At 62.9% G+C, this 25764-nt stretch carries 24 protein-coding genes and 1 tRNA gene; 13 read left to right on the top strand and 12 right to left on the bottom strand.

Annotated elements, in window-relative coordinates; all coding sequences use genetic code 11:
• Positions 1-34: 34 nt before the first annotated feature.
• The 4 genes from ACOSV0_RS13595 (at position 35) to ACOSV0_RS13610 (ending at position 4819) form a co-directional block, all read left to right on the top strand.
• The gene (locus tag ACOSV0_RS13595) at positions 35-958 is read left to right on the top strand and encodes a LysR family transcriptional regulator (protein WP_434106672.1); all 924 of its coding nucleotides are present in this window, start codon (positions 35-37) and stop codon (positions 956-958) included.
• Between the two features lie 94 nt (positions 959-1052).
• On the top strand, positions 1053-2288 hold the full coding sequence (locus ACOSV0_RS13600) for a LysR family transcriptional regulator (RefSeq protein ID WP_434106673.1): 1236 nt from the start codon (positions 1053-1055) through the stop codon (positions 2286-2288).
• Between the two features lie 249 nt (positions 2289-2537).
• The gene (locus tag ACOSV0_RS13605; protein WP_434106674.1) at positions 2538-3845 is read left to right on the top strand and encodes a cation:dicarboxylate symporter family transporter; all 1308 of its coding nucleotides are present in this window, start codon (positions 2538-2540) and stop codon (positions 3843-3845) included.
• Positions 3846-3916: 71 nt separating this feature from the next.
• Entirely contained in the window at positions 3917-4819 is a 903-nt protein-coding gene (locus tag ACOSV0_RS13610) for a DUF1932 domain-containing protein (protein WP_434106675.1), read from the top strand.
• 36 nt (positions 4820-4855) lie between these two features.
• Here the strand turns inward: ACOSV0_RS13610 and ACOSV0_RS13615 are convergent, their stop codons facing one another.
• The 7 genes from ACOSV0_RS13615 to ACOSV0_RS13645 all read right to left on the bottom strand — a co-directional run bounded on the left by ACOSV0_RS13615 (position 4856) and on the right by ACOSV0_RS13645 (position 11452).
• Positions 4856-5539 carry a hypothetical protein gene (locus tag ACOSV0_RS13615; RefSeq protein ID WP_434106676.1) on the bottom strand — a complete coding sequence of 228 codons (684 nt, stop codon included), beginning with the start codon at positions 5537-5539 and terminating at the stop codon, positions 4856-4858.
• The gene (locus ACOSV0_RS13620; RefSeq protein ID WP_434106677.1) at positions 5536-6942 is read right to left on the bottom strand and encodes a selenium-binding protein SBP56-related protein; all 1407 of its coding nucleotides are present in this window, start codon (positions 6940-6942) and stop codon (positions 5536-5538) included. Before ACOSV0_RS13620 ends, ACOSV0_RS13615 begins: the two co-directional genes overlap by 4 nt.
• 272 nt (positions 6943-7214) lie before the next feature.
• Positions 7215-8093, bottom strand: a complete 879-nt coding sequence (locus ACOSV0_RS13625) for an ABC transporter permease (protein WP_434106678.1) — start codon at positions 8091-8093, stop codon at positions 7215-7217.
• On the bottom strand, positions 8090-8920 hold the full coding sequence (locus tag ACOSV0_RS13630) for an ABC transporter ATP-binding protein (RefSeq protein WP_434106679.1): 831 nt from the start codon (positions 8918-8920) through the stop codon (positions 8090-8092). The genes ACOSV0_RS13625 and ACOSV0_RS13630 overlap by 4 nt, the downstream gene beginning before the upstream one ends.
• A gap of 70 nt (positions 8921-8990) precedes the next feature.
• Positions 8991-10043 carry an ABC transporter substrate-binding protein gene (locus tag ACOSV0_RS13635; RefSeq protein ID WP_434106681.1) on the bottom strand — a complete coding sequence of 351 codons (1053 nt, stop codon included), beginning with the start codon at positions 10041-10043 and terminating at the stop codon, positions 8991-8993.
• Positions 10044-10101: 58 nt separating this feature from the next.
• Complete coding sequence (locus ACOSV0_RS13640; RefSeq protein WP_434106682.1) at positions 10102-11010, bottom strand: TauD/TfdA dioxygenase family protein; 909 nt, start codon at positions 11008-11010, stop codon at positions 10102-10104.
• Positions 11011-11367: 357 nt separating this feature from the next.
• Positions 11368-11452, bottom strand: a tRNA-Leu gene (locus ACOSV0_RS13645).
• Positions 11453-11635: 183 nt separating this feature from the next.
• On the opposite strand from ACOSV0_RS13645, the gene ACOSV0_RS13650 reads away from it, so the two are divergent.
• From ACOSV0_RS13650 to ACOSV0_RS13675, 6 genes are all read left to right on the top strand, one after another.
• Positions 11636-12691 carry a LacI family DNA-binding transcriptional regulator gene (locus tag ACOSV0_RS13650; protein WP_434106683.1) on the top strand — a complete coding sequence of 352 codons (1056 nt, stop codon included), beginning with the start codon at positions 11636-11638 and terminating at the stop codon, positions 12689-12691.
• 90 nt (positions 12692-12781) lie between these two features.
• On the top strand, positions 12782-13861 hold the full coding sequence (locus tag ACOSV0_RS13655; RefSeq protein ID WP_434106684.1) for an ABC transporter substrate-binding protein: 1080 nt from the start codon (positions 12782-12784) through the stop codon (positions 13859-13861).
• Complete coding sequence (locus ACOSV0_RS13660; RefSeq protein ID WP_434106685.1) at positions 13858-14682, top strand: ABC transporter permease; 825 nt, start codon at positions 13858-13860, stop codon at positions 14680-14682. Before ACOSV0_RS13655 ends, ACOSV0_RS13660 begins: the two co-directional genes overlap by 4 nt.
• A 32-nt stretch (positions 14683-14714) precedes the next feature.
• The gene (locus ACOSV0_RS13665) at positions 14715-15629 is read left to right on the top strand and encodes an ABC transporter permease (protein WP_434106686.1); all 915 of its coding nucleotides are present in this window, start codon (positions 14715-14717) and stop codon (positions 15627-15629) included.
• Positions 15626-16672: an ABC transporter ATP-binding protein gene (locus ACOSV0_RS13670; protein ID WP_434106687.1), complete on the top strand. Its 1047-nt coding sequence runs from the start codon at positions 15626-15628 to the stop codon at positions 16670-16672. Before ACOSV0_RS13665 ends, ACOSV0_RS13670 begins: the two co-directional genes overlap by 4 nt.
• A gap of 46 nt (positions 16673-16718) precedes the next feature.
• The gene (locus tag ACOSV0_RS13675; RefSeq protein WP_434106688.1) at positions 16719-17546 is read left to right on the top strand and encodes a phosphodiesterase; all 828 of its coding nucleotides are present in this window, start codon (positions 16719-16721) and stop codon (positions 17544-17546) included.
• An 18-nt stretch (positions 17547-17564) separates the two neighbouring features.
• Here ACOSV0_RS13675 and ACOSV0_RS13680 read toward each other — a convergent pair whose 3' ends face one another.
• On the bottom strand, positions 17565-18050 hold the full coding sequence (locus ACOSV0_RS13680) for a DUF2569 domain-containing protein (RefSeq protein ID WP_434106689.1): 486 nt from the start codon (positions 18048-18050) through the stop codon (positions 17565-17567).
• A 278-nt stretch (positions 18051-18328) separates the two neighbouring features.
• Here ACOSV0_RS13680 and ACOSV0_RS13685 point away from each other — a divergent pair, with 278 nt between their 5' ends.
• From ACOSV0_RS13685 to ACOSV0_RS13695, 3 genes are all read left to right on the top strand, one after another.
• Positions 18329-19528, top strand: coding sequence for an MFS transporter (locus ACOSV0_RS13685; protein ID WP_434106690.1), 1200 nt, complete (start codon positions 18329-18331; stop codon positions 19526-19528).
• Positions 19529-19827: 299 nt separating this feature from the next.
• The gene (locus ACOSV0_RS13690; RefSeq protein WP_154559099.1) at positions 19828-19962 is read left to right on the top strand and encodes an entericidin A/B family lipoprotein; all 135 of its coding nucleotides are present in this window, start codon (positions 19828-19830) and stop codon (positions 19960-19962) included.
• Positions 19963-20357: 395 nt separating this feature from the next.
• Positions 20358-22412 carry an FAD-dependent oxidoreductase gene (locus ACOSV0_RS13695; RefSeq protein WP_434106691.1) on the top strand — a complete coding sequence of 685 codons (2055 nt, stop codon included), beginning with the start codon at positions 20358-20360 and terminating at the stop codon, positions 22410-22412.
• Between the two features lie 136 nt (positions 22413-22548).
• Here ACOSV0_RS13695 and ACOSV0_RS13700 read toward each other — a convergent pair whose 3' ends face one another.
• The 4 genes from ACOSV0_RS13700 to ACOSV0_RS13715 form a co-directional block, all read right to left on the bottom strand.
• The gene (locus tag ACOSV0_RS13700; RefSeq protein WP_434106692.1) at positions 22549-23490 is read right to left on the bottom strand and encodes an EamA family transporter; all 942 of its coding nucleotides are present in this window, start codon (positions 23488-23490) and stop codon (positions 22549-22551) included.
• A gap of 366 nt (positions 23491-23856) precedes the next feature.
• Positions 23857-24105: a pentapeptide MXKDX repeat protein gene (locus tag ACOSV0_RS13705; RefSeq protein ID WP_120344511.1), complete on the bottom strand. Its 249-nt coding sequence runs from the start codon at positions 24103-24105 to the stop codon at positions 23857-23859.
• A 127-nt stretch (positions 24106-24232) separates the two neighbouring features.
• Positions 24233-24994, bottom strand: a complete 762-nt coding sequence (locus ACOSV0_RS13710; protein WP_434106693.1) for a molybdopterin-dependent oxidoreductase — start codon at positions 24992-24994, stop codon at positions 24233-24235.
• Between the two features lie 92 nt (positions 24995-25086).
• Positions 25087-25725 carry a cytochrome b/b6 domain-containing protein gene (locus tag ACOSV0_RS13715; protein WP_434106694.1) on the bottom strand — a complete coding sequence of 213 codons (639 nt, stop codon included), beginning with the start codon at positions 25723-25725 and terminating at the stop codon, positions 25087-25089.
• Between the last annotated feature and the right edge of the window lie 39 nt (positions 25726-25764).

The following is a 25764-nucleotide window of genomic DNA, read 5'->3' on the forward strand; positions in this document are numbered from 1 at the left end:
AGCTGATATGTGAATTTCACATAACTCGCCCATCATGGACCTGAAGCAGCTCGAGGCATTCGTTCACGTCGCCGAACTCGGCAGCTTTACCCGTGCCGCAATCACGCTGGACACGAACCAGCCCGCCCTGAGCCGGCTCGTGCGGCATCTTGAAGTGGAGTTGCGGCATACGCTGCTCGAACGGACCGGCCGCGGCGTAACGTTGACGCCGGCGGGCCAGCGGATGCTCGCGCATGCCAAAGGTATCCTGCAGCAGGTGCAGCGCGCCTCGCAGGATCTGGACGAGTTGCACGGCGCGCCCGGCGGCCATTTCGGCATCGGCATTACCCCCAGCTTCGCGCGGGTCGCCACGCATGAGCTGGTCCGTGGCTTCCGTTCCTCGTTTCCCGGCGCGACCATCTCGGTGGCGCAAGGCTTGTCCACTTATCTGATCGAATGGCTGATGATGGGCCGCATCGACGTCGCGGTACTGTACGACACGTTCGATACGCCGCTGATCGACAAGCGAACCATCTTTACCGAAGAACTGTTTCTGATCGGCCCGGACAGTGGCGATACGCACACAGAGTCGACTCGCGAGCCCACAACCACGATCACGCTGCGGGAAATCGTGCGCTACCCGCTCATCATCCCTGGCCGCATGCACGCGATCAGACGGATGGTTGAAGCGGCCGCCGCGGAACAGGGCGTAAGATTGCGGATCGAACTGGAGGTCGATGCCGTGACCTCCATCCTCGATCTGGTCAGCGAGGGTATCGGCTATGCGGTGCTATCGCTCAACGCGACGACGAGCGATGCGCTCAAGCGGCGCTTCCAGATGATCCGCATTACCGAGCCGACGCTCTTCAGCCGTCTTGCGATTGCAACCAGTAGCAAGCACACGCTGTCGCAACTTGCCATCCATGCGATTGCGATGCTTGAAGCGAAAATATTGCCGCTCTATGGCACCGCGGCGTGATTCTGCGTTTTGCTTCTGCGTTTTTCTTTTGCGTTTTGCTTCCGCGTTTTGGCCCAGCGCTTTGACCTAGCGTTTACTCCGCACGTCCGCTCTCTTGACCAACCCGACATCCGCGACCGCCGAACTGCTCAATCTCGCCCAACTGCGTGCGTTCACCATCGTCGTCGAACACGGCAGCGCAAGCCGGGCCGCGGCGCTGCTCTTTCGCGCGCAATCGGCCGTGACGCGCGCCGTGCGGGAACTCGAAGAAACGCTCGGCGAACGGCTGCTGGAACGCCGGCCATCGGGCATGCTGCCCACCTCGGTCGGCCGTGCCGTCGACGAGCGCAGCCGGCGCATCTTCGCGGAATTGCATGCACTCGCACAATGGTGCGCGACGCGCCAGGCGCGCACACGAACCTTCACTGCCGGCTCGATTCCTTCTTACTTGCTGAACACGCGCCGCCTGCAATTATTCGTGGCACTCGTGCGCCATCAGCATATGCCGAGCGCGGCGCAGGCCCTCGGGGTCAGCCAGCCGGCCGTCAGCAGCGCAGTGCGGATTCTTGAGAACGGTGCGGAGATTTCGCTGTTTCACCGTACGGCACGAGGCGTGCAACTCACCCGCGAGGGTGAAATTTTCGCACTGCACGTGCGGCGCGCGCTCAACGAACTGCGCCACATCCCGGACGATATCGCCGCCGTGCGCGGCGTTATCCGTGGTCATGCCGCGGTCGGCGCGTTACCGCTCAGCCGCACGTTGATCCTTCCGGAAGCGGTGGCGCGTGTCAGGCGCGACTATCCGGGTGTGCGCATCACCACCGACGAAAGCGCCTACGAAACGCTGGTGGCAAAGCTGCGTGCCGGCGACATCGACTTCATTCTCGGCGCCCTGCGTCCCACCGATGCCGCGAGCGGGCTGCATGGCGAACCGCTGATGTCGGACGATATGGTCGTGCTCGCCCGCGCGGACCATCCGCTCGCCGGCAAGCGGGGACTCAAGCTACGACAACTGGCCGATGCGGAGTGGCTTTTGCCGCGCAACCACACGCCGGCGCGTTCGATCCTCGATGCGCTCTTCGTGCGCATGAAGCTCAAAGCGCCAGTACCCGCAATCGAAACCGCGGATCTCGCGATGATTCGCGGTCTCCTGTTGCGTACGGACATGCTTGCCGTTCTGTCTGCGCAACAGGTTCACTACGAACTCGAGACCGGACAACTGGTGATTCTGGACGTCGCGCTCCCCAACACGGAACGCGCAATCGGTCTCACGACGCGCGCGGCAGCCGAACCCTCGCCGGCCGCCCGCAAGCTGATGGAAGCGATCCGCGACGTTACCCGACGGACCTGAGCCGATCCGCGCGATCCGCCGCGCCGGCCACCCGGCGCACAGCACCCGCCACTCGCCACTCGCCACTCGCCACTCGCCACTCGCCACCCAGCGCATTTTCATCGATTCCATCGGTATAAACGCGGACATCACCCCCTCCTCGCCGGCTCCGATAAACAAAACAGGCGGCACATTCAACACTTGGCAGCGGGCAAACGTCCGCGCCCCTCCATACTTTCGACATCGATAAAAAGCAGAACGGAGGAGACAGTGAGTCTGTTGAGGAAGACGTACGTCCAGGTGCTGATCGCCATCGCCCTTGCGATCGCATTCGGTCTGCTCGCGCCGCATCAGGCCGTGATGATGAAACCGCTCGGCGACAGCTTCATCGCGCTCCTGAAGATGATGCTCGGACCCATCATTTTCTGCACCGTCGTTCATGGAATCGGGCATGTCAAAGACTTCAGGCGGCTAGGCCGGCTCGGCATCAAAACCCTGCTCTATTTCGAAGTGGTCAGCACGCTCGCCATGCTGGTCGGATTCACGATCGTCAATATCGTGCGGCCTGGCGACGGACTGCATGCAAGCGCCCTGACCCTGAGTCCGGCGCAAGCCGCGGCGGACGCCATCAAGGCAGGCAGTTCCGGCGATTTCTCGTTTATCCACTTCCTGACTTCCATCATTCCCCACACCTTGCTCTCCGCTTTCGTCAGCGGCGACATTCTCCCCGTCCTGTTCGTTTCGCTTTTGACGGGCTTCGCGTTGAGCAGTTGCGCGAAGCCTGACTGGATCATTTTCCGGCTGATCGAAGAGGCGCAAACGGTCGTCTTCAAGATTCTCGGTTTCATCATGCGCCTCTCGCCGCTCGGCGCATTCGGTGCGATGGCAACCGCGGTGGGCAGCTACGGCGGCGTCACACTGCTTTATCTGCTGCGCTACGTACTGACCTATTACGCGAGCACATTATTTTTTGTGTTCGTCGTACTGGGCATTGTGGCGGCCACAGCAGGCTTCTCCATTCTGAAGATTCTTGGCCTGATCAAGGAGGAAGCGATTCTCGCGATGGGCACGGCCGCCAGCGAAGTCGCGCTGCCCCGTCTCATCACCAAGCTCGAACAGGCCGGCTGCGACGAAGCCGTGGTCGGCTTCGTGCTGCCGGCAGGATATAGCTTCAACATCGACGGCGCCTGCCTGTATATGGCGTGCGGGGTCGGCTTCATTGCGCAGGCGACCGATACTCCGCTCTCGCTCTCGCAACAACTGGCCCTGCTCGCGGTCATGCTGCTGACGTCGAAGGGCGGCGCCGGCGCGGCCGGTGGCGCGCTGGTCAAACTGGCGGCCACCTTGCAGTCTTCGCGCGCGCTGCCGTTGTCGGGCGTAGGTCTGCTGTTCGGCATCGATCGCGTGCTCGCGATCGCCACGTCGACAACCAACGTGATCGGCAACTCGGTCGCGGTACTCGTGCTGTCGAAATGGGAGCGCATGTTCGATCAGCAAAAATTCGACGCCTACGTAAGCGGGCGTCACGCGCCGCCAACTGCGCCGGTGACCGTCCGGACAAGCGAACATCCGCGTTGAAGCCGCGACGCAAATCACAGCGCGCCTTCCGATCAAATTGTCATTTCCACCCTTACTCGCAGAGAATCAGCATGGATCAGAATCTCACTCAGCCTACTGGCCGCATCGCAATCATCGGCTTCGGAGAAGTGGGGCCGATCTTCGGTCGCACATTGAAAGCGGCCGGCCATGATGTGTCGATCTTCGACATCAAGTTGCAAGACGCAGCCACGCGTTCGACGATCGTGCAGCGGGCCCACGAATGCAACGTTCACGTGGCCGACGATCTCCCCGCGGCACTGCGCGACACGCAACTCATTTTCTCCGCGGTCACCGCAAGCCAGGCTGAAGCGGTCGCCACAGCTTCAGCGGAATATCTGACGCGCGGCCAGACCTTCGTCGATCTCAATTCGGTTTCACCCGCTGTCAAACAACGCAACTGCCAGCAGATCGAGCGCAATGGCGCCGACTATGTGGAAGCCGCGGTGATGGCGCCGGTTCCACCGTACGGCATCAAAGTTCCGATGTTGCTGGGTGGGCGTCTCGCTACGCAAATGGCAGACCGTCTCAATGGTTTAGGGATGCGCACGGAAGCCGTGGCGCAGGAAGTCGGCCTCGCGTCGGCCATCAAGCTATGCCGCAGCATCATGATCAAAGGCATGGAAGCGCTATGCGTTCAGTCGATGCTGGCGGCTAAACAGTTCGACGTAGACGGCCGCGTGCTAGCATCGCTCGCCGCGAGCTTTCCGGGCGTAGGCTGGGATAAGGGCTACGAAGCGTATCTGATCGGCCGCGTGGTCGAACACGGGCAACGGCGCTCCGAAGAAATGCGCGAAGCCGCCTTGATGCTGGAAGGTTTAGGAATGTCGAGTGCCCTTGCGAACGCTGTCGCCGACGTTCAACAGGACCTGGCGACACGAGGCGCGCCATTGGTCGAAGCACTGGATCCGAAGGGAAGTCTTCCGGAGTGGAGAAACCTGCTCGGGCCGGCCTGATCCGATCAACGCCACGTTAACGCAAACCCGCTGCGATCACCCCTCGCCGCCCGGCACCACGATATTGAACACCAATGAGAGCGTGCCCACCAGAATGAGGCTCGATGCCCAGACTGCATCCAGATTGAACCAGCTCCGCGACACGAACTTCAATCCCACGTAGCGGTAGACCCACCAGGCCAGCAGTCCGCCGGCAACAGTCATGGCGGTGGCATGGACGCCGGAAACAAGCAGCGCCATGCCCAGGTTGGCGTCGATCAGCGCCCGTGCGGCCTGGTGCCCTTGATCCATGTCGTAGGACCGGCAAAGGCCGAGGTAGATCGGTACAAGCATCAGTCCCGCGCCGTGCGCGATCGCAACGGCGAAAGACCAGAGCGCGAGCCGCGACGGTGGAATCCGCGCGAGCACACGTGGATGACGCCGCCAGATCAGCAGGCAGACACCAAAGCCGATGACCAGCACACTCGCGCCGATCTGGATCTCGCGCCGCCAGGCGAGCAGGATCGCAAGCATGGCGAAGGGCACCATGACCGCGAGCATGGCCAGTACGTGCCCCGCCGCGAGGTATAAGAGCGCGGAGAACAGCGCCCGTGGCCGTCTCTCCATCAGCCCGCTCGACACGGCAAGCGGCCACCCCATCGCCGGGTTGATCCCGTGATAGAGACCGCTCGCCGCGACGGCCAACCAGAGGCCGGTCTGCTGCCAGCCGCCCCCGATCAAATCCCCACCGACGGGTAGCAGAATGAATCGGTCGAGCAGTCGCCACCTTCGAGCCGGATCTGGTGAGCCCGGTATCCGTCGGGAAAGTCGACCCAGTAATCGTCTGCCAGTGCGAGGCCGCCGCCAGGCTCAGCCCGGGCCATCACCTGTGCCGCCGGCACACCGTCCGGGTAGAACTGGTTGTCCCATGTCGAGTAGAGCGAGTTGGTCCAGTAGACCCGTTTCCCGTCGCGGCTGATCTCGACCATCTGCGGACCACCCGCAAAGGTTTTACCGTTCGGATGCGGCGTGCGCCGTACGATCCCGCCAATGTGGACCGAACCCGTGAGCTTCGGCTTACGCGGTTCCGTCACGTCGTACTGGCGCATCTCGCCGGTTCCCCAGCAGGCAACGTAGAGGAATTTGTCGTCGATGGAGAGATCGATATCGGTGACGAGCGGCGGCACCGCACCGAATCCCTGAAGCAACGGTGGCAGCAGTTCCGTGGCCGCGGGCTCGGGCGGAATGGTCGCGGTCTTCTCGATGTGGAATGTGCCCCCCTCGCGCCACCAGGTCCAGATCGATCCTTCAAGGTTCGTCGTATCCACCACCACGCCGATGAAGCCGTATTCGCGGCTGGGATCGTGCGCAGGCCGCACTTCGAGCGCCATCTGGTGGTTCGCGCCGAGATCGAGGGTCTGCACGTTGCGCCTCGCCCGCAGATCCCAGAAGTGGATGCGGTGCCCGTACTTGTTCGACAGAAGGTCTTCGGGGACGATCCCGTTCTCGAATTGCGGCGGCAACGCCCACTCGCTCGACACCATGTAGTCACGCGGCAGGTTCCACCAGAAATCGTAGTGCTTCTCCTGCGGCCCGCGGTCGATCTCCCAGCGGCCGAGCACATCGAAAGTCTCGCAGTCCATGATGAAAATGCCCGGGGGGCCGTCTATGCCATCCTTCCCACCGCCACCGAGCGTGCTGACGTAGATGCCTTCTGGCCCGCAATGGACCGTGTGCGGACGCGAATAACCTGTCTTGCTGAAAATTTCCTCAGGTTCGATGATCTTGTGGATGCGCGCCTGAGTCGGATGAGGCTGGGTGTCGACGATGTAGATGCGCGAGGAACGCATCCCCGGAATGATCAGATAGCGCCGCTCAAGAAAGGCATGACCGGTCAGCGGCGACAGTGACGATGAACAGGCATTCCATCCGAAGTGGTGGAATTCATCCCCCCTGTTCGGCACCGGCACGGTGTGAACCACCTGGCTGTAAGTCGGTGAGCCGGGCTTCACGTCGATGACGGCGAGCGCGTCCGGTTGCGAGAAATCGGGGCTGAGCAACAACGTGTAGGCGAAGTCCTCCGCCGGCGCATCCATCGCGAGTTTCGGCGACGCGTGGAAAGTGGGATCTGGGCGCATACGCATGACGGGACGCTCCTTGTCTATCTGGTTCAGGACCCAAGGCGCACGTCTACTCACAGTCGCCAACGGCTCGCACGCCTTGTTACGAACCGTCGTTTGTCGATGAGATGTTCAGCGTGCCGGCGGCAGGCCGCGACGCAGCTTAAGATTTGTAGCTCATGGCAGCGACAGGCGAAACCGGACGTTTCGCCAACGTTGGCACCCTTCGTATTTCATCAGTTTCAAATCAGGTTCAAGCGCGTTTCTACACTATAGTCGTCGCAGGCGTTGGGCTGTTAGTGCTGCACGCCCCAGCGCCGAACGGTCACGCGTTCGAGCGTATCGAACACCAGATGCTCGATCAGCAAACCGATCACGATGACCGCGGCCAACCCTGCGAAAACGCGATCCGTGTACAACTCGTTGCGATTCTGGAAGATATACCAGCCAAGCCCACCACTGCCGGAACTCGCACCGAATACGAGTTCGGCGGCGATCAGCGTGCGCCATGCAAAGGCCCAGCCTACCCGCAAGCCGGCCAGAATCGCGGGCAACGCCGCCGGCACCAGAATCAGCAGCACATGGCGCATGCCCGTGAGCCCGTAGTTGCGCCCCGTCATGCGCAACGTCGCCGGCACCGATTGAAAACCGGAGTAGGTGTTCAGCGCCAGCGGCCACAGCACTGCATGGACCAGCACGAACAACAGGCTGCCGGTGCCGAGACCGAACCAGAGCAACGCGAGCGGCAATAGCGCGATGGAAGGCAACGGGTTGAACATCGCCGTCAGCATCGACAGAACATCACGGCCGAGGCGCGTCGACACGGCGAGCGAGGTCAGCACGAACGCGAGTGCCGCGCCGAGCAGATAGCCGCGCAACAGCACGGACATCGACACAGCCGTTTTCTGCAGCAGCTCGCCGGACCACACGCCCTGGACGAATGCGCTGAACGTCGCGCCGAAGGTCGGCAGCAGCAGATCGTTGTCGATCGCGCGTGCGGCGATCTCCCAGATGGCGATCAACACCAGCGCGATCAGCGTCTTGCGCAACCAGCCTTGCGCGAAGATGCGTTTGCCGAGCGGCAGCGGCGCCTCGAGTGCGAGTTCGCCGAGCGGTTCGAGCGGACGCTCGTACTCCTCGCGAACCGGCGGCAACAAGGTGGCGGGAGAACTCATTGCACGGCCTCCGTCTGCTCGAATAACAGGTGATGAATACGCGCGACGCTGCGCTGAAAATCGCTGCGTCCGAAACTATCCTGCGAATACTGATGACTGTTCAACTCGGCACGCACACGCCCCGGATGCGGCGACAGCAACAGAATACGGTTGCCGACCACCAGCGCCTCTTCGATCGAGTGCGTCACGAACAGCAGCGTGAAGTTGACTTCCTCCCACAGCCGCAGCAGTTCTTCCTGCATCTTGCGGCGCGTGAGCGCATCGAGCGCGGCGAACGGCTCGTCCATCAGCAGCACGCGCGGCTGCATCGCCAGTGCACGGGCAATCGCGACGCGCTGCTTCATGCCGCCCGACAAGGTATGCGGATAGGCCTTGGCAAACGACGCGAGCCCTACCTTCTCCAGATAATGCAGCGCGCGCTCGTTGGCTTCCGCGCGCGAAAGCTTCTTCGCTACACGCAGCGGAAAGGCGACGTTCTGCAGAACCGTCTTCCACGGCGGCAACTGATCGAATTCCTGAAACACGACGATACGATCGGCTCCCGGCCCTCGCACAATCTGGCCATCGAGCGAGATACTGCCGGAGGTCGGCTCGATAAAGCCGGCCACGGCTTTGAGCAGGGTCGACTTGCCGCAACCCGACGGTCCCAGCAGCACGAAACGGTCGCCGCCGTAGACATCGAAACTCACGTCATGAGTGGCGCGAACGATCCGCTCGCGCGTGCGGTATTCGAGGTTGACATTCTCGACCGCGAGCAGCTTTTCGCTGGTCGCGGGCGCAGCCTGCCCAGCACCGTTCGGAAACAGCAAGGTAGGATTGGCCACCATCAGATCGCTCCCTGTAAGCCGGCCGTGCGGGCCGATGAATCACCGGCCAGGCTCGAGAAGAAATTCATGTTCAACTTCCCGCCGCGGTTGCCGGGTCGTCGAAGAAATAGTCCTTCCACGACTTGGGCTCGTTCTTGATGACGCCGACGCGATGCATGAACTGCGCGAGTCCGAACGTGTTCTGCGGCGCGACTTTGAACTGCACCTGCGGGTCCTTGATGATCTTCAGCAGCAGATTACGGTCGATCTTCGACTGGTTCGTGCGGATGTAGATGTCGGCTGCGGCGTCGGGATTCGCCGAGATAAAGCGTGCGGCGTCCGCCAGCGCGTCGACGAATGCACGGTAGGTCTTCGGATTGTTGTCGCGGAATTTTTCCGTCGCGTACAGAACGGTTGCCGAACTCGGGCCGCCCAGCACGTCATATGAGCTCAGCACGATGTGCGCCTTCGGATTGCCGGCCAGCTCCTGCTCCTGAAACGGCGGATTGCCGAAGTGTCCGGTGATTTCCGTGCCGCCCGCGATGATCGCCGCGGCCGCGTCGGGATGCGGCAGCGCCTGCGTGAACTTGTCGAGACGGTTGTAATCCTTGTCGCCCCAGCGCTTCGCCGCCGCGTATTGCAGCACGCGCGATTGCACCGACACATTGACCGCCGGCAACGCGATGCGGTCCTTCTCGGTGAAGTCGGCGATCGTCCTGACATTGGGATTGTTGCTGACGAGGTAGTACGGCAGGTTGCCGAGCGAGGCCACGCCCTTCACATTCTGCTTGCCGTGCGTGCGGTCCCAGATCGTCAGCAAGGGGCCGACGCCCGCGCCGGCGATATCCACCGCGCCGGAGAGCAGCGCATCGTTGACGGCGGCGCCGCCCGAGAGCTTCACCCAGTCGACCTTGATATCGAGCCCCTGCTTGCGCCCTTCCTTCTCGACGAACTGCTGGTCACGCGCCACGTTCAGCAGCAAATAGACAACCCCAAACTGTTCGGCAATGCGGATCTGCCCTTCGGCATGCGCGGGTATGGCTGCGCCGAAGCCGGCCGCACCCATCGATAAGGTCAGCAGCGTTGCGGTCAAGCGACGGGCAAAAGACGACCGCATAGCGGTCGGGCGAAACCTGGCAAGCATCGGGACTCCGGTCAGCATGGGGTGGTGATCATTGTTGTTAAGGTGAGCAGCGTTGCCGTCAGAACGGCACGTCGCCTTCAATCGTCGTGCGATACAGTTTGCGGCGCAGATGATCGGGCGTGCCGGCCGCCAGATGCATCAATGAGCGGTTGTCCCAGAACACCATGTCGTGTTCGGCCCATTGATGCCGGTACAGATGTTCGGGGCGCACGCTATGCGCGAAAATTTCCTCGAGTAATGACTTGCTCTCGTCTTCGGGCAAGCCGATCACGCGAGTCGTGAAATGCTCGCTGACGAAGAGCGCGCGGCGCCCGGTCTCAGGATGCGTACGTACGATCGGCTGCACCACCGGCTTCACTTGCGCGATCTGCTCCGCCGACAGATTCGGCCGCCACGGGCTGCGCTTCTGCAATTCCGCGTATTTCGCGAGATACGTGTGCTCCGCCGAACGCCCTTCCACTGCGCTGCGCAAGTGCGCCGGCAAGCTGTCCCACGCGAGGTGCATATTGGCGAACAGCGTGTCGCCGCCTTCCGAAGGCAGTTCCTGCGCATGCAGCAGCGAACCGAGGCTCGGCTTCTCCTTGTACGACAGATCGGAATGCCAGTAATGGCCGGCGTCGCCAAGACCGATCGGCTGGCCGTTCTCGACGATGTTCGAGACGACCAGCACCTCCGGGTAGCCCGGCAACTGAAATTGATGCAGCACGTGAATCTGCAGCGGGCCGAAGCGGCGGCTAAAGGCAATCTGCTGATCCGGCGTGATGCGTTGATCGCGAAACACCAGCACGTGGTGGTCCAGATGCGCACGGTGGATGCGGGCGAAATCGTCCTGACCCAGCGGCTTGCTGAGATCGAGACCCAGAACTTCCGCGCCGACGGGGCCGTCGAAAGCGCGAATCTCGATGGGCTGGGTCTGATTGGCACGCCCGGCAATGCCGGCGGCGGTGGATGCAAAGGCAGTCGTCACAGGAAACTCTTCGTCGATTCTGTTCGAAAGACGCCGGCGAGGGCGCAGTCAGACGAATTTACCGGCGCACGCGCGCGGCGACAACGAAGCAAATCCGATACGGTTATCTGCTGAAGTGATAAACCCGATGCTTTAACGCGCTGCGGGCAGCGCTTGATGGATAACGTCCCTCGAGTCCGGACCGATCGGTCCAACATGCCACGCATTGGCAACGTGCTGCAACGTGCCTCGCCGAGGCGCTGGAAAACCTTCGCACCCGGTGCGACGCGGTCTGGTTTGTCTGCGGGATGGGGATCGGGCGCGTGGGCGGCGCCCGGCGCACAGGCGTTTTTTTGATCGTCCGCTAGTGGTCGGACTTGGTGCCGGGGATCGGACTCGAACCGACAAGCTGTTAAGCGGCGGATTTTAAGTCCGCTATGTTTACCAATTTCATCACCCCGGCAAGGGTCGGAACTGCTTGTGGACGCGAATTCTACCATTGCCGGGCGGGCGCACCAAACCGGCGCAATCCAGCCGCAGGCCGTCCCGCCGCCCGCTCCGCAGGCGCACAACCCGGAGTCATCCGGGAGTCACAAAGCTTCCCGATAATCCGCTCACGAAAACGTTTACAACCTGAGCGGAAACGATGATCCCAACGATCAAAGATGTCGCCGCCCACGCGGGCTTTTCCATCGCTACGGTCTCGCGCGCCATCAACGCGCCGCATACCGTGAACCCAGTCACGCTCGACAAGGTGCGTCAGTCCATCGACGCCCTTAACTTCCGCCCCAGTCCGCTAGGCCGGCAACTGCGCGGCGAGCGCACGCGCCTCATCGGCGTGATCCTGCCGACGCTCGCCAACCCCGTGTTCGCCGAATGCCTGCAAGGTATCGACGAGCTCGCCGCGGCGCAGGGCTACCGGCTCATGCTGATGACCACCCAGTACGATGCCGACCGCGAACGCCACGCCATCGAAACGCTGCGTGAACATCGCGTGGAAGGCCTGATCCTGACCGTCGCCGATGCCGACACGCATCCGCTGCTCGACGAGCTCGACCGCGCCGGCCTGCTCTATGTGCTGATGCATAACGACACGGTGCGGCGTCCGTCGGTCTCGGTCGACAACCGTCTCGCCGCGTTCGATGGCGTACGCATGCTGATTGCGCACGGCCATCGCCGCATCCTGATGCTCGCGGGAACGCTCGCCGCCTCGGACCGCGCCCGTCAGCGGCATCTCGGCTACGCGCAGGCGATGCAGCAAGCCGGGCTCACCCCCGCGCCCGCGCTCGAGGTGGATTTCAACGCCGACGAACTGTCGCCGTCCGTGCTGGCCCATCTGACCAGCGGCGCGAACCGCCCCACCGCCCTTTTCTGCAGCAACGATCTGCTCGCCATGGTCGTGATGCGCGGTCTGCGCCGTGCGCGTATGCAGATTCCGCACGACATGTCGATTCTCGGCTTCGACGGACTCGCCATGGGCGAATTGCTGTCGCCGCCGCTGGCAAGTATCTGTGCGCCGAATCGCGAGATCGGCTGCGCCGCGTGGCAGCGTTTGCTGGCGCGCGTCACCGGTAGCTACGAAACATTAGGTGAAACGTCGCTCACGCTGACGTTGCCGCACAGCCTGCGCGAAGGCGCCACCATCGCGGCGATTTCGAACCGCACGGAAACGTCGGCGGCAACCGAGAAACCGTTTGCCTAGTCGCTTGTCTGGCCGCTTGTCTGGCCGTTTGCATCAGCATTCAATTCGAACCCCGAACCACCCGCTCTCTTCCGCTCCAGGAGACCCGCAGTGATCCGCTCTTCAACACGCTTTGCTTCATCGATCAAACCGCTCTGGCGCCGCGTCGCCCGCACCGCGGCTACCGCGCTCTCGGCCGGCATGATCGTCACCGCGGCCCTCGCCGCCCTCGCGCCACAAGCGGCCCACGCCGACGAAACCGCGATCTGCTACAACTGCCCGCCCGAATGGGCCGACTGGGCAAGCCAGATCAAGGCGATCCAGCAAAAGACCGGCATCCGCGTGCCGTTCGACAACAAGAACTCCGGCCAGTCGATCGCGCAACTGATGGCCGAGCAGAAGAGCCCCGTCGCGGACGTGGTGTATCTCGGTGTGTCGTCGGCGTTCCAGGCGAAGGACAAGGGCGTCATTCAGCCATACAAGCCCGCGCACTGGGACGACATCCCCGCGAACATGAAGGACCCGCAAGGCTACTGGTTCACGATCCACTCGGGCACGCTGGGCTTTTTCGTCAATAAGGATGCGCTGGAAGGCAAGCCGGTGCCGCGCTCGTGGGCCGATCTTCTGAAGCCTGAGTACAAAGGCATGATCGGCTACCTCGATCCGTCGAGCGCATTTGTCGGCTATGCCGGCGCGGTCGCGGTGAATCAGGCGCTCGGCGGCACGCTCGACAACTTCGAGCCGGGCCTCGACTGGTTCCGCAAGCTGAAAGCCAACGCGCCGATCGTGCCGAAGCAGACCGCCTATGCGCGCGTGATGTCCGGTGAAATCCCGATCCTGCTCGACTACGACTTCGACGCCTACCGCGCAAAATACAAGGATCACGCCAACGTCGAATTTGTGATTCCGAAGGAAGGCACGATCTCGGTGCCGTACGTGATGAGTCTCGTGAAGGGCGCGCCGCATGAAGCAAACGGCAAGAAGGTGCTCGATTTCGTGCTGTCTGACGAAGGCCAGAAACTGTGGGCCGACGCCTATCTGCGTCCGGTACGCGCCAACGCGATGAGCCCGGAAACCGCCGCCAAATTCCTGCCCGCAAGCGACTATGCCCGCGCCAAACCGGTCGACTTCGGCAAAATGGCCGAGAAGCAGTCGAGCTTCGGCGAGCGTTATCTACAGGTGATGCATTGAACGACGTCACGTTCCCGCTGCGCTGGCGCATCGCCTTGATCGCGCCGGCGCTGGCGGTTTTTATCGCCTTCTGGCTGTTGCCGATGGGCGCGCTCGCGCAAATCAGCGGCGACGGCCACGCGTTCGCGACCTATCGCGCGATGCTGACGAATCCGCGCTACATGTCGAGCCTCGGCTCGACCGTCGTGTTGTCCGCAGCGGTCACGGCGACGACGCTGGTACTCTCGGTCATCGCCGGTTTGCTGCTGGCGCGCCGTGAGTTTCCGCTCAAGCGCACGCTGCTCGCGCTGCTGACGTTTCCGTTGGCATTCCCTGGCGTCGTGGTCGGCTTCATGGTGATCATGCTGGCCGGACGCCAGGGTTTGATCGGCGCGTTGTCGCTGAAACTGACCGGCGACCGCTGGGTGTTCGCCTACTCGATGAGCGGCCTGTTTCTCGGCTATCTGTACTTCTCGATTCCTCGCGTGATCGTCACGGTGATGGCCTCGGCAACCAAGCTCGATGCCTCGCTCGAAGAAGCCGCGCGTTCGCTCGGTGCATCGCCGTGGCGCATTACGCGCGACATCGTGTTGCCCGCGTTGTCGCCAGGTTTGATCGCCGCGGGCGCGGTATGTTTCGCGACCGCGATGGGCGCCTTCGGCACCGCCTTCACGCTGGCCACCGACATCGACGTATTGCCGATGACCATCTACACCGAGTTCACGCTCAACGCGAACATGGTGACGGCCGCGGGTCTCTCGATCGTGCTCGGCATCGTGACATGGGCCGTGCTGGCGCTGGCTCGCAGTGTGAGCGGCTCCGCTGTGGCGGCAAGCGCATGAGCGGTGTGTCCCAACCCGATGACAAGACTTCGATGAATTCCGTCACTGCTCCAGTCAAACAGGCCGCCAGGCCGCGCGCGCAGCGGTTCAGGCTGCCCACCTCACGCACGTGGCTCGCAGCCGGACAGTGGTTCGTTACGCTGCTGCTATGCGCTTTTCTGATCGTGCCGGTTGTGATGTCGATCATGGCCGGGCTCACGGTCAACTACTTCAAAGGCGTATCGAGCGGACTCACGCTGCGCTGGCTCGGCGAAGTGTGGACGCAGTATCACGATTCGGTATTTCTCTCGCTCGAAGTGGCGGCGGCGACCTTGTTGATCACGCTGCTGACCGGCGTGCCGGCCGGGTACGTGCTGGCACGCAGCAAGACACGGCTCTCACGCATCATCGAAGAATTTCTGGTGCTGCCGATCGCCCTGCCCGGTCTCGCTTCCGCACTTGCGCTGCTGGTGGTCTACGGCGGCTTCACGATGTTTCGCATGAGCGTCGCGTTTATCGTCGTCGGGCATGTGGTGTTCACGCTGCCGTTCATGGTTCGCGCGGTCGCTGCGGTGTGCGCGAGCAGCGATCTGCGCACGCTCGAAGAAGGCGCGGCGAGCCTCGGCGCGAGCTTCTTTCAGCGCTTCATCACGATCGTGCTGCCGAATGCGCGGCCGGGAATCGTCGCGGGCGCACTGGCTGTGCTGACGCTCTCGATCGGCGAATTCAACCTGACGTGGATGCTGCACACGCCCGACACCAAGACGCTGCCGGTCGGCCTCGCCGACACCTATGCGTCGTTACGCATCGAGATCGGCAGCGCCTACACGATTCTGTTTTTCATCATGACGATGCCGCTGCTCGTCGCGATGCAATGGCTCGGCGTCGATGCGACCGGCCAGCGCAGCGCGGGGAAAAAGCGCAGCGCTGCCGCCCGTTCAAAGCCTATACCGACGTCCACGCCATGAAACTCGACTCCGTTCCCATCACGCTCACGCAATGCGCAAAAACGTTTCGTGGCACGCGCGTGCTCGAACCGCTCGATCTGCACATCGGCGCCGGCGAGACGCTGGTGCTGCTCGGCCCGTCCGGTTGCGGCAAGACCACTACATTACGCATGATCGCGGGCCTGGAGACACCTGACGCCGGTGGCAGCATCGCATTCGGCGACGAAGACGTCACCGCGCTGCCGATCGAAAAACGCCAGGTCGGCATGGTGTTCCAGAGCTACGCGCTGTTTCCGAACCTGACCGTGCGCGGCAATATCGGCTACGGACTGAAGATCAAACGCGTGCCGGCTGAAACCGCACGGCAACGCGTCGACGAATTGCTCGCGATGATGCGTCTCACCGCGCACGCGGACAAACCCATCGATCAGCTTTCGGGCGGCCAGCGTCAGCGCGTCGCTCTCGCGCGCGCACTCGCCGTGCAACCTCGTGTGCTGCTGCTCGACGAACCGCTGACCGCACTTGATGCGCGTTTGCGCGACACCTTGCGCAGCGAGATGAATACGCTGCTGCGCGAACTGGGCATCACGACCGTCTACGTGACGCACGATCAGGCCGAAGCGATGGAGTTGGGCGACCGCATTGTCGTGATGAGCGCGGGGCGCATCGAACAGATCGGCTCTCCACGTGATATTTACTACCGCCCGGCGAATCGCACCGTCGCGCAATTCGTCGGCACAATCAACCGGCTGGCGGGCGAGCGGCGCGATGGTCTGCTGACGACAACCGGCGGCGCCGTACCGCTGCCCTCAGGTCCCGCAAACGCCAGCGCGGCACACGAAATTTTCTTCCGCCCTGAAGACGCGTATCTGGCCGACCCGGCCAGCGCCCAATTGCGCGGCAATATCGAAAGCACGGCATTTCTGGGCGAACGCACCCGGCTGACAATCGGCGGCGCCGCGCCGGACGCCTTGCTGATCGACGTCGCGGGCCGGGTAGAACTTGCACGCGGCACACCGGTCGGGATTTCGATCGCGCAGGACGCGCTGATTGCGCTATCGTAATGAGGCAGCGCTGTGTTTTTAGCGCGCCATAAAAAAGGATCTCCCCATGCTGTTGGCTCAAATTAGCGACCTGCATATCAAACGGCCCGGCGCGCTGGCTTACCGCCGCGTCGACACCGGTGCCTATCTCGCGCGCACTGTCGCCGCGCTCAATGAGTTGGAGCCGCGTCCCGATGCTGTGATCATGACCGGCGACCTCGTCGATCAAGGCGATCCGGAACAGTACGAGCACCTCAAGACGCTGCTCGCACGGCTCGAAATCCCCTACTTCCTGCTGGTGGGCAATCACGACGAACGGGCCGCGTTGCGCGCGGCGTTTCCCGATCGCAACGAATTGCGCAGTGGCGGCGAGTTCGTTCAATACGCGGTCGATGTAGGACCGCTGCGCATAATCGCGCTCGATTCGATGGTGCCGGGACAAAGCGCCGGCCATCTGTGCGATGCGCGTCTCGCCTGGCTCGAGACGCAACTCGATGCGGCGCAGGGCAAGCCGACGGTGGTGGCGTTGCATCATCCGCCGTTCGTCTGCGGAATCGGGCATATGGATGAATTGCGGCTCGATCCCGCGGCCGCCGACAAGCTCGCCACGTTGATCGCGCGCTATCCGAATGTGGAGCGGGTGATCTGCGGCCATGTGCATCGGCCGATGTTCGTGCGGTTTGGCGGCACGATCGCGTCGGCAGTGCCGGCGCCCGCGCATCAGGTCGGGCTCGACTTGCGCGACGATGCGCCGTCCGCGTTCGTGATGGAGCCGCCTGCGTATGCGCTGCATCGCTACGATCCGGCAACGGGCATCGTCACGCATCATGCGTATGTCGATAAGGCCGATGGGCCGTATCCGTTTTACGAGCCGGAAGGCGACTTGATCGATTGACGGTGTCGCCTCGCCGGTTCAGAGGGCGACGAAAGTTTGCGCTACGCGCCGGGACAGTCTGAAATACGGTATTCCGAGCGCGGCGGCGATAACAGCCTGAACGAAGCCATCGAACGGGATGGCAATGTCGATGCCAATGGTGCGGGTCATGTGGTCGCCGAGCAGATAGGCGACGGTACGCATGACGACAACAGCCACCAGCCACGTCTGCACCTGCATCGGGAAGCGCGCCGATTTGCGCCGCGCGAGCAGCGCCAGCCAGCCCGCGCCGGCAACGATGAACGACCCGATGATCACGTCGAATCCGACCATCGCGATCACGGTGCGATACCAGCCGTGCGTTTCAGGACGCACGAATACCGCCAGCAATTCCCATTCGAGCATGAGCTTGAGCGGATCGCGCAATGCGACTGCGGTTGAGACTGCCCATGCGGCGAAGCAGATCAGGACGATGAGCAGCCAGCCGCTGACTCGTCGGGGTTCGGGTGTCGAGGATGTGTTCATGAAATCGGTCATGTGATGGATCGTGTTGCGCGCGCCGATTCTACGAACGAAAACCGAACGACCATCTCATTTTGTCTGCGAGGCCTGCCGGGGAGCGCCAGGCTCCGGCTGGCGTTACCGCTTCCCGTTGCGCGGCACCGGCCTCGCGCCGGCATTGCCTTTACGCTCATGTAGCGCTTCAGAGCGCATGCCTCACCGTCAGCACGATCCTTCCCGCTCCGGTATGATCGGCACGCTTGAGGACCGCGCATGGGCCGGTCCATCGACAGTCCCCCCTCATGTCCACATCCGACGCTTCCACTCCCGCTTCCGCCGACCGGTCGTTGCGCGGCTTGCTGCTTCTGCTCGCGACGATTGCCGGCGTGGCAGTCGCCAACATTTACTACAACCAGCCGCTGCTCGACGATTTCCGGCAGTCGTTTCCGAACAGCGCGTCGTGGGTCGGCGCGGTGCCGGCCGTGACACAGCTCGGTTACGCGGCCGGGATGCTGTTGCTGGCGCCGCTCGGCGACCGCTTCGATCGACGCCGCCTGATCCTGTTGCAGATCGTCGGCATGTGTATCGCGCTGGTGATCGCGTCCGCCGCGCCGACGCTGTCCGTGCTGATTGTCGCGAGCCTGGCGATCGGCGTACTCGCCACCATCGCGCAGCAGGCGGTGCCGTTCGCGGCCGAACTCGCGCCGCCAACGGAGCGTGGCCATGCCGTCGGCACCGTGATGAGCGGACTGTTGCTCGGGATTTTGCTGGCACGGACCGCAGCGGGCATTGTCGCGGAGTATTTCGGCTGGCGCGCGGTGTTCGGCGCTTCGGTCGTCGCGTTGCTGGTGCTGGCGGTGGTGATCATCATGCGTCTGCCGAAGAGCAAGCCGACGTCGACGTTGCCGTACGGCAAGCTGCTGGTCTCGATGTGGCACCTGGTGGTCGAGCATCGCGCACTGCGTGAAGCGTCGTTGACCGGCGCGGCAATGTTCGCGGCGTTCAGCATTTTCTGGTCGGTGCTGGCGTTATTGCTGGCGGGCGCACCGTTTCATCTTGGGCCGCAGGCGGCCGGCCTGTTTGGGATCGTCGGCGCGGCAGGGGCGATGGCCGCGCCGCTCGCCGGCAAGTTTTCCGACCGGCGCGGGCCACGGGCGATCATCACGATGTCGATCGTGCTGGTGGCGATTGCGTTTGTTGTCTTTGCCGTGTCGGCGAAGAGTATCGCCGGATTGGTGATCGGCGTCATCATCCTCGATATCGGTGTGCAGGCTGCGCAGATCTCCAATCAGTCACGGATTTATGCGTTGAAGCCTGAGGCGCGGAGTCGCGTGAATACGGTTTACATGGTGGCGTATTTTATTGGCGGTGCTGTCGGGTCCGGGGTCGGCGCGGCGGTTTGGCCGGCGTTTGGTTGGGTGGGCGTGAGTGTTGCCGGGTTTGGTTTTGCCGGGCTGGCGGCATGGAATCATTTGAGGCTCCCTGCTGCAGTTAAGCGATAGGTTTTTGCCTGCGCAACGCTTTGGTGATACGCCTGCGGTGTTGGCCTTTCCTTGATTGGCTGGTTGTCTATTAGCGTTGCCCCTGTGCGGGACGGCACGTCTACGCCGACGACGCAAACACCGCTGCACGCTTACAATAGGATCGCAGCGCAATTGATAGCACTGCCGCCGTCCTGTTTAACAGGCAATCAGACTGGATCGACTGGCGTAAGCCCCGGTCAGACGAAAGCTGGCCGGGCTAGCGCGTGCCGTAAAACATGAGCACGTCAACCAATGCATTATCGACAAGGAGAACTCTCATGAATCGACTAATCGCTTTGCTTCTCATTGCAGGGATGACCGCGCTCGCGGGTTGCAACACGATGGCGGGGGTCGGGCAGGATATTTCGAAGGGTGGCAACGCCATCACGAATTCGGCCGATCAAGCCAAGTAGGCCAGCAATAAGCAATCGGCTGCAAAGCGCCGCGCGGCGCCTTGCAATGCAGGATTCGCCACAAGCCCGCCGCGGGAAATCGCGGCGGGCTTTTCTTATCGTATCGATCGCATGCTATGCACGCCTGCGAGTTCGCGAGCTGATCGACCCGTCAGTGTGTTCGACCGCTCGATGCCCGGCGTGCGGGCGTTGCCTTTCTGTGCAATCAGCAGATGGATCTGCCCCGGCGCGATCTGGCTCTGCAACACGTGTGCTGCGAGGTTCGAGACAGCCTCTGACACCGGAAACATGTCTGACGGGCCAGCGGGTTGCGCGGATTAGAATTTTTCCTCGGCGGGTTGGCGCGTTCCGCGGTGTATCGTTCGCGCACAACCCACACTTACACGGTCCCCCGCATGTCCTACCACCACTTACTCGCCGAACTCGACCTCGGCTTCACCCGCTTGCGCAACCGCGTGGTGATGGGTTCGATGCACACCGGCATGGAGGACCGTTTCTGGAATTACCCGAAACTGGCCGAGTATTTCCGCGAGCGCGCGAGAGGCGGCGTCGGCCTGATCGTCACGGGCGGCATCTCGCCGAACCGGCAAGGCTGGTTGCTGCCCTTCGGCGGCACGCTGAACTCGGTGTTCGATCTGCGCAATCACCGTCTGCTGACCGGAGCCGTGCATGCCGAAGGCGGCAAGATCGCGTTGCAGATCCTGCATGCGGGCCGCTATGGGTACCAGCCGTTCGTGGTGTCGGCGTCGGCGCTCAGATCGCCGATCTCGAAGTTCAAACCGCGCGCACTCACCGAAGCCGGGATTGCGCGGACCGTGCGCGACTATGCACGCTGTGCACGCCTCGCCCAGCGCGCCGGGTACGACGGCATCGAGATCATGGGCAGCGAAGGCTATCTGCTCAACCAGTTCCTGTGTCCTCGCACGAACCGTCGCAGCGACCGTTACGGTGGCAGCATCGAGAACCGCATGCGGCTCGCGCGCGAGATTGTCGAGCAGGTACGCGCGGTGTGCGGCGAACGCTTTATCGTGGTGTACCGTCTCTCGCTGATCGATCTGGTCGAAGGCGGCAACACGTGGGAGGAAACCGTACAGGTGGCTCAGGCGCTCGAAGCCGCCGGCGTCACGATGTTCAACACGGGAATCGGCTGGCATGAGGCACGGGTGCCGACCATCGTGACGTCGGTGCCGCGGGCGGCCTTCGCGGCGCTGAGCGCGCGGCTGAAGGCCGCGGTCAAGGTGCCGGTGATCGTGTCGAACCGCATCAATACGCCCGAGGTCGCAGAGGAACTGCTCGCCCAGGGAGCGGGCGATCTGGTTTCGATGGCGAGACCGCTGCTAGCCGACCCCGAGTTCGTGCTGAAGGCCGCCGAAGGGCGCGCGCACGAAATCAACACCTGCATCGCCTGCAATCAGGCCTGCCTCGATCACACGTTCAAGAACCAGCGCGCGAGTTGCCTCGTGAATCCGCGTGCGGGACGCGAGACCGAATTGATCTATCAGCCGGTTTCAAGCCCGCAGGCGGCGCGTTCGGTTGCCGTGGTCGGCGCGGGGCCGGCGGGACTTTCCGCGGCCACCGTTGCGGCGTCGCGCGGACATCGCGTGACCCTGTTCGATGCGGGTGCAACCATCGGCGGCCAGTTCAATCTGGCGATGCGCGTGCCGGGCAAGGAAGAGTTCAGCGAAACGATCCGCTATTTTCAGAGCCAGTTGCAGCGCCATCGCGTCGACGTGCGGCTCGAAACGCGCGTCGATCCGGCGCTGCTCGCAGCAGGCCGTTACGACGATGTGATCATCGCCACGGGCATCGTGCCGCGGAGCCCGGCGATCCCGGGCATCGACGGGGCCAATGTGCGCTCTTATGTGGACGTGCTGCGCGGCGCGCCGGTGGGACGCCGCGTCGCGGTGATCGGCGCGGGCGGGATCGGCTTCGACGTCAGCGAGTTTTTGCTGCATCGTCCCGGCGATCCACTGCCGATGCCGCGCGATGCCTGGCTCGACGAATGGGGGGTCGATCTCACCGTGCGGGAGCGCGGCGGTTTGAAAGCGCCGGCGCCGGCGCAGCCGTTCCGCGAGATCTGGTTGCTGCAACGCAAGGCCGGCAAGCTTGGCATGGGGCTCGGCAAAACCTCGGGCTGGGTGCATCGCGCGACGCTGGCGAGAAACGGCGTGAAGATGCTCGGCGGCGTGTCGTATCTGGAGATTGGCGAGCGCGGTTTGAAGATTGCGCGTGAAGGTGTCGAGGAATGGCTCGAGGTGGATACGATCGTCGTGTGCGCGGGGCAGGAATCGTTGCGCGATCTGCACCCGGAGGCGGCAGCGCGGGCTGCGGATAAGGCAAACGGTACGAAAGGTCCGCGCTATCACCTGATCGGGGGCGCGAAAGTCGCGACCGAACTGGATGCGAAACGCGCGATTCGCGAAGGTGCTGAGGTGGCGGCGGCGCTCTAAAGCGGCGGAGTACAGAGGTGGTCACCACGCTCTGAAGCAACGGCGAGCGCAGGTACTCGCCGCACGCGGAAGCGGTGGAACGTGCAGACCAAGTACCGGAGTGCGACGGACAGCGGCCAGCAAGCCGCCGCCCACCTCAGGCAAGTCCCTTCTTCCGGTAATCGAACCAGAAAGACAGGCCCACGCTGGCCAGAATCACGATCGTCGCGATCACCGTCGAATGCGTAACCGGCTCGCCGAGCAACAACGCGCCGAGCGCCACCGCGACGACCGGATTCACGTACATGCAACTGCTGGCGATGATCGGACTCGTATGCCGGATCAGAAAACCATACGCAACATAGGCGGCCATCGTCCCGATCAGCATCAGGTAGACGAACGCCAGCACCGGCAGAAAATGCACCTCCATCATCCGCTCGCCCGATACCCAGGCGACCATCGTCGACATCGCGCCGCCGAGGCCGATCTGCAACGACGTCGATAGAAACAGGTCCGACGGCAGTTTCAACCGGCTGGCCAGATGCGCGCCACCCGCCCAGAAAAGCGCACCGCACAGTATCGCCAGGCTGCCGCCGGCCGATCCCGGCGCGCTATCGCCGTGACTCAGGATCGCGATGCCCACCAGTCCGAGACCGACCGCGAACCACTCGCCTCGGCCGATCTTGCGCCCCGCCACCGCCGCGATCACCGTCGCGAACAGCGGCACGGTCGCCACCATCACGGCCGCCGTGCCCGTGCCGACCGTGCGCATACCGTAAGCCAGCATGCCGCTCGACAAGCCGACCAGCATCGTGCCGACAATACCTGCATTGCGAATTTCACCCGCGCTCGGCCAAGCCGGATTGCGGCGCACCGCGAAGATGAAAAGCCCTATGCCGGCAAACAGATTGCGCAGCCCCGAGAGCAGCAGCGGCGGAAACGAACCGAGCGCGACGTGCACGGCGAGATAGGTCGAGCCCCATACGAGATAGACGACGGCTAGCGCGAGCGCGATCTGTCCATTGCGGGACTGCGGCAAACGGATTGGAAAACCACGCGAAGAACCACGCGAAAAGCGGCTGGGAAGTTGCGGCGCCATGCGTTCACCCCGCCCATGCCGCTCGAGGTGCCACGCCCCCGCTGAAAACCCGGTGTCGGGATGGCGGACACCGCATCGGCGATGCGGTCTGACGGGCGAGGCTGGCGGACATGTCGGTGGAGCAGAAGGACGATCGATGGCCAATGGGGCCACAACGCCGCGGCGGTCGATAGAAATCGATCCACGGCTGACACACGCCCAAAGTTTGGCGCGCATCGCATTATGCAGTAAGCGCCCACCGCGTCGGCTGAAAGAATCGTAACTTTTTTGCGTACATGCAACAAAAAAGCCGGGGACGTTTCCCCGGCTTTTGAGCCGCCTGTGATGCCGGCGTTGAAGCTATGCAACCGGCATTGCCGGCATCGCTCAGTTGGCCATCGCGCCCGACGCTTCGTGCTTCATGCCCATCGCGTCGCCGCTCTTTTTCATCTTGTCGTGCTTCATCGCGTCCTTCTTCATGCTGTCTTTCGACATGGTGTCTTTGGACATCGAATCCTTCGACATGGTGTCCTTGGACATCGCGTCGTTGGACATTGCGCCGCTTGCCTGGGCGAACGCGGCACCGCCGCTGGTCAGGAGGGCGACGGCCATTGCTGCGATTGCGAACTTTTTCATGGGAAAACTCCGTTTCGGTTTCGTTATGGATCAATCTGAACCGGCATCTCATTGACGCCGGGGTACTTCCGAAGCTTCTGCCGCCCGGGGTCGCGCGTCCGTCTTTGCACGCGCCGACCCGCGCGCGTCAGGAGCCTCCGAACCAGTTGTAGCCCTGGTCGACCCAATAGCCGCCGGGATACGTGTTGGTGACGAACATCTCGACGATGTGCTTCGGATTCTTGTAGCCGAGCTTGGTCGGCATGCGCAGCTTCATTGGGAAGCCGTATTTCGCGGGCAATCTCTCGCCGTCGTATTCGAAGGTCAGGAGCGTTTGCGGATGCAGCGCGGTCGGCATGTCGATGCTTTCGTAGTAGTCGTCGGCGCATTTGAAACCGACGTACTTCGCGCTCGTGTCCGCACCGATGCGCCGCAGAAAATCGGCAAACGGCGTACCGCCCCAGCGGCCGATCGCGCTCCACCCTTCCACGCAGATATGGCGCGTGATCTGCTCGGCATGCGGCAGCGCGTACAGCTCGGGCAAGGTCCAGACACGCTGACCGGTGACGAGGCCGCTGATCTTCAGCTTGTAGTCGGAGGCGTCGACATCGGGGACGTCGTCGATACCGTAGAACGCGTTGAACGGAAATGGCCGCGTGATCTGCGCTTCGGTGTAGGTCGGCGCAAGTTGCTTCGGATCGAACAGGGCGGCTTGCGCGCGGTCGTTCAGGCGCGACACGGCCGTCAGGAATGCGTTGACCGAATCGTTGTCGGTGAGCGAGCAGCCTGTCAGCATCGACAGGCCGCCGAGCGTCAGAAGCCGCTTGCCGAACAGGCGCCGCGACGGCATCGCGAGTTCGCGCCGTGCGTCGATCAGGATCGACTCGCGGTCGAGCTTATTGCCAGACATAGCAGCGAGCTTTCGATCAGGTCTTGAATCGGGCTTGGTCATGATTCGATATCCTTAAGCTTTGCGTATCCGTGTCTTGGTGTGTCCACGATTTAGCGTCCACGCAGCATGGCGAGCAGCGAGCGCGGCACGAGCGCCACCATCACCAGATGCACGGCGATGAACGCAGCCATCAGCGACATGGCGCAGAAGTGGACGATGCGCGCGTTGTCGTAACCGCCCATCAGTTCGCGCAGCAGCGGAAACTGCACCGATTTCCAGATCGCGAGACCCGAGAGCACCAGCACGATCAGATCGCAGACGACAAACAGGTAAGCGAATTTCTGCACCGCGTTGTAGACGCGCAGATCGGCGTGCGAGAGCTTGCCGGTCAATGCGGCGATGAAGTCGCGCAGCACGGCGCGCGGCGAAACCGGCAGAAACTTGCGCACGAAACGCCCGCTCACCAGGTTCAGCGCGAGATACAGCAGGCCGTTGAATACCAGCAGCCACATCGCCGCGAAGTGCCATTGCAGCGCGCCGCCGAGCCAGCCGCCGAGCGTGATCCCGGTGGGGAACGTAAAGTCTTTGAAGATCGGCGACGCGTCATAGATGCGCCAGCCGGACAGCATCATCAGGATGGCCGCGAGTGCATTGAGCCAATGCGTGATGCGCACCCACACCGGATGAATCGTGCCGCTCTTCGGCGTGACGGGCGGAGCGGTTTTGCTGAGAGCATGAGGCGTTGCCATGAGAGTCTCCGGTGAAATGGGGCGCTGGGTTGCGTCGCG

The organism is Paraburkholderia caffeinilytica (assembly GCF_051027425.1).
In the GTDB taxonomy this organism is placed as follows: Bacteria; Pseudomonadota; Gammaproteobacteria; order Burkholderiales; family Burkholderiaceae; genus Paraburkholderia; species Paraburkholderia caffeinilytica_A.

Bases quoted from the DNA above. Each gene is read 5' to 3' on its own strand.
- ACOSV0_RS13715 (WP_434106694.1), bottom strand. From the start codon at position 25,725: ATGGCAACGCCTCATGCTCTCAGCAAAACCGCTCCGCCCGTCACGCCG.
- ACOSV0_RS13690 (WP_154559099.1), top strand. From the start codon at position 19,828: ATGAATCGACTAATCGCTTTGCTTCTCATTGCAGGGATGACCGCGCTC.
- ACOSV0_RS13685 (WP_434106690.1), top strand. From the start codon at position 18,329: ATGTCCACATCCGACGCTTCCACTCCCGCTTCCGCCGACCGGTCGTTG.
- ACOSV0_RS13610 (WP_434106675.1), top strand. From the start codon at position 3,917: ATGGATCAGAATCTCACTCAGCCTACTGGCCGCATCGCAATCATCGGC.
- ACOSV0_RS13700 (WP_434106692.1), bottom strand. From the start codon at position 23,490: ATGGCGCCGCAACTTCCCAGCCGCTTTTCGCGTGGTTCTTCGCGTGGT.
- ACOSV0_RS13710 (WP_434106693.1), bottom strand. From the start codon at position 24,994: ATGTCTGGCAATAAGCTCGACCGCGAGTCGATCCTGATCGACGCACGG.
- ACOSV0_RS13680 (WP_434106689.1), bottom strand. From the start codon at position 18,050: ATGAACACATCCTCGACACCCGAACCCCGACGAGTCAGCGGCTGGCTG.
- ACOSV0_RS13620 (WP_434106677.1), bottom strand. From the start codon at position 6,942: ATGCGTATGCGCCCAGATCCCACTTTCCACGCGTCGCCGAAACTCGCG.
- ACOSV0_RS13665 (WP_434106686.1), top strand. From the start codon at position 14,715: ATGAATTCCGTCACTGCTCCAGTCAAACAGGCCGCCAGGCCGCGCGCG.
- ACOSV0_RS13630 (WP_434106679.1), bottom strand. From the start codon at position 8,920: ATGGTGGCCAATCCTACCTTGCTGTTTCCGAACGGTGCTGGGCAGGCT.
- ACOSV0_RS13675 (WP_434106688.1), top strand. From the start codon at position 16,719: ATGCTGTTGGCTCAAATTAGCGACCTGCATATCAAACGGCCCGGCGCG.
- ACOSV0_RS13635 (WP_434106681.1), bottom strand. From the start codon at position 10,043: ATGCTTGCCAGGTTTCGCCCGACCGCTATGCGGTCGTCTTTTGCCCGT.
- ACOSV0_RS13705 (WP_120344511.1), bottom strand. From the start codon at position 24,105: ATGAAAAAGTTCGCAATCGCAGCAATGGCCGTCGCCCTCCTGACCAGC.
- ACOSV0_RS13625 (WP_434106678.1), bottom strand. From the start codon at position 8,093: ATGAGTTCTCCCGCCACCTTGTTGCCGCCGGTTCGCGAGGAGTACGAG.
- ACOSV0_RS13670 (WP_434106687.1), top strand. From the start codon at position 15,626: ATGAAACTCGACTCCGTTCCCATCACGCTCACGCAATGCGCAAAAACG.
- ACOSV0_RS13650 (WP_434106683.1), top strand. From the start codon at position 11,636: ATGATCCCAACGATCAAAGATGTCGCCGCCCACGCGGGCTTTTCCATC.
- ACOSV0_RS13695 (WP_434106691.1), top strand. From the start codon at position 20,358: ATGTCCTACCACCACTTACTCGCCGAACTCGACCTCGGCTTCACCCGC.
- ACOSV0_RS13595 (WP_434106672.1), top strand. From the start codon at position 35: ATGGACCTGAAGCAGCTCGAGGCATTCGTTCACGTCGCCGAACTCGGC.